The following is a 2,269-nucleotide window of genomic DNA, read 5'->3' on the forward strand; positions in this document are numbered from 1 at the left end:
GGGATGGGGTTTTACGTTCGAAAATCGATTAGTGCGGGACCTTTCCGCTTTAACTTCTCGTCTGGCGGGGTTGGCGCGTCCGTTGGCGTGCAAGGTCTTCGTATCGGGACTGGCCCACGAGGGCATTATATTCATGCAGGCGTCGGCGGTCTCTACTACCGAGGCACTTTGGGAAAGCGCAGCGCCAAGCAGACGCTGCAACTGTCTGAATTCCCATCTGGGCCAAAGCCCCATCCAACATCCTCACCCGTGGAATATGTCAGCGGTGGCGTCGTGATGAGAGAAATCGAGTCCGCCGATGTGATCGAGATGCGTGATGAGACATTTGCCAATGTGCTTGATGAAATCAATGCGAGGCAATCGCAGACGCGAATGTCGCTCATCCTGGCCGTGCTGTTTGGGATCGCCGGATTGATCGCAGGCGCAATGCTGGGAGGTGGGGTGGCGCTGATCGGTATTGCTGCCTTTTTGCCGGGCATGCTTATTGGCAACTGGTTGGACAGCTACCGCCGGGTGAGCGTGCTCTACTATGATTTGGAGCAGGACGCGGAGGCGGCCTACGGGCGACTTGTCGCCGCCTTTGACACGCTCACACGCTGCGCGGCGAGTTGGCATGTCGCGGCTGGTGGCAAGATAGAGGATCTGACGACTTGGAAGCGCAATGCGGGAGCCACGATGTTGGTCGATAAAAAGTCGACGACGCTCCAAGCTTCCTTGCCGACGGTTGTTCGCAGCAATGTCACACCACCGTCGATACACGTCGGCCGGCAAATCCTTTATTTCATGCCAGACATGATTTTGGTGAAGGACGGAAACCAGTACGGTGCCGTTGGGTATGGAGACCTCAGGACGCAATTTGCCCCCAGCAATTTTATTGAGACCGGCAAAGTTCCATCTGATGCTGAGATCGTGAGCTATACCTGGGCTCATCCCAATAAGAATGGCGGACCCGACAAACGCTTCAGAGATAATCGGCAGATCCCTGTCTGTCGCTACGAAGCCTTGCGGTTTTCTAGCCCATCCGGGCTCAACGAGCTGGTGGAATTTTCCAAGACAAACGTCAGCCAGCCCTTTTGCCAGGCTCTATTGGCACTCGCGCAAATGCACCGAAACGCTGGTGGCCAGTCCGGCTTGCTGAAAGCGCGCTAAGGAATTGGCTTGGTCAGCAAATGCCTTCGCACGGAATTCCGTCGCCGTCCCGGTCCAATTTGGGTCCCCAGCTACAGTTATTGAGATACCAGCGCGCCTCATCGCATGAGGAGATTTGCTTACAATAGCGACGCGGTTGACACGAATAGCTCTGAGCTATTTGGCGACGGCCTGTAAGGCCGTAGGATGTGTCATTACCGGGTTTATTGTTGGCTGCATGTGTTGCTCGCCAATCCCAAGGGGCTGTGAAAGTGCCAACCCAGATGCCAATCTTGGCCCTTTGGGCATCTGCCTGTTGTGACGCGTAACTACCATGGCTGTATCGAGGCCAATCCAGGGCATAACCCTGTTCGACCATCCAAGACGCAATGCTAGCACCGTCCGCCCGCTGACAATCACCAACGAAGCGGTTGTAACGATCCCACGAAACAAAGTTGCACTGGATGGGTCGGGATTGACTGAGGAAGATGTCCAGTGCTTCTGCGGATTTGCGGCCGCATGGGTATTCTTGCCCGCTTGCGTCGCTGCAGTTTTGGCTGCTTTCAGGTGCGTCGATGCCATTGAAACGAATACGCTGTCCGTGGATCTCGATCGTGTCCCCGTCAACGATGGACGCTACGCCGACGATAGGCTTCGGTTTTGACCCGAGTGCGCTTGCTGTATTGGGTCCCGCGATCTGGTTGCCCCACCCTGTAAAGTAGGAGGTGACATAAGCGCCCACTGCTAGCGTGATCACCAGGATCGCGGCTAATGATTTATGTGAAAAGAAACGCTTGCGCATAATTGAAACCCGGCCGCGTCTTGGCCGCGAGCTGCGGCGATGGGAATAGCGATCGCGATTCAATTTTCGATCCTTTGCGAAGCTGCCAAATGTTTTGCTAGCGCGTCTTTGACTTCTTGGCTGCTGCTTTCTTGGGCGCGGCTGCTGTGCGACCGAGGCCAATCGATTTTGCCAATCTGGAGCGATTGGCTGAATAGTTAGGCGCGACCATGGGGTAATCGTTGGAGAGGCCCCATTTTTGGCGATAGGCGTCGGGCGTCAGTCCAAAATGCGTGTTCAAGTGTCTCTTGAGGGACTTGAACTTTTTGCCGTCTTCGAGGCAGACGATGTAGTCTGGAG

At 55.4% G+C, this 2,269-nt stretch carries 3 protein-coding genes; 1 reads left to right on the top strand and 2 read right to left on the bottom strand.

Annotated features, from left to right (window positions below; all coding sequences use genetic code 11):
* A partial coding sequence (locus EN893_RS29855; protein WP_128362017.1) for a DUF4236 domain-containing protein occupies nucleotides 1-1,149 on the top strand: 1,149 nt, incomplete at its 5' end.
* Between the two features lie 13 nt (nucleotides 1,150-1,162).
* On the opposite strand, the gene EN893_RS29860 is transcribed toward EN893_RS29855, so the two are convergent.
* Both EN893_RS29860 and EN893_RS29865 read right to left on the bottom strand, forming a co-directional pair.
* Nucleotides 1,163-1,993, bottom strand: a complete 831-nt coding sequence (locus EN893_RS29860) for a thermonuclease family protein (RefSeq protein ID WP_127224212.1) — start codon at nucleotides 1,991-1,993, stop codon at nucleotides 1,163-1,165.
* A gap of 34 nt (nucleotides 1,994-2,027) precedes the next feature.
* Nucleotides 2,028-2,269: MucR family transcriptional regulator (locus EN893_RS29865; protein ID WP_206640195.1), on the bottom strand; the 242-nt coding region annotated here is incomplete at its 5' end.

The organism is Mesorhizobium sp. M7A.F.Ca.CA.004.04.2.1 (assembly GCF_004022825.1).
GTDB lineage: Bacteria > Pseudomonadota > Alphaproteobacteria > Rhizobiales > Rhizobiaceae > Mesorhizobium.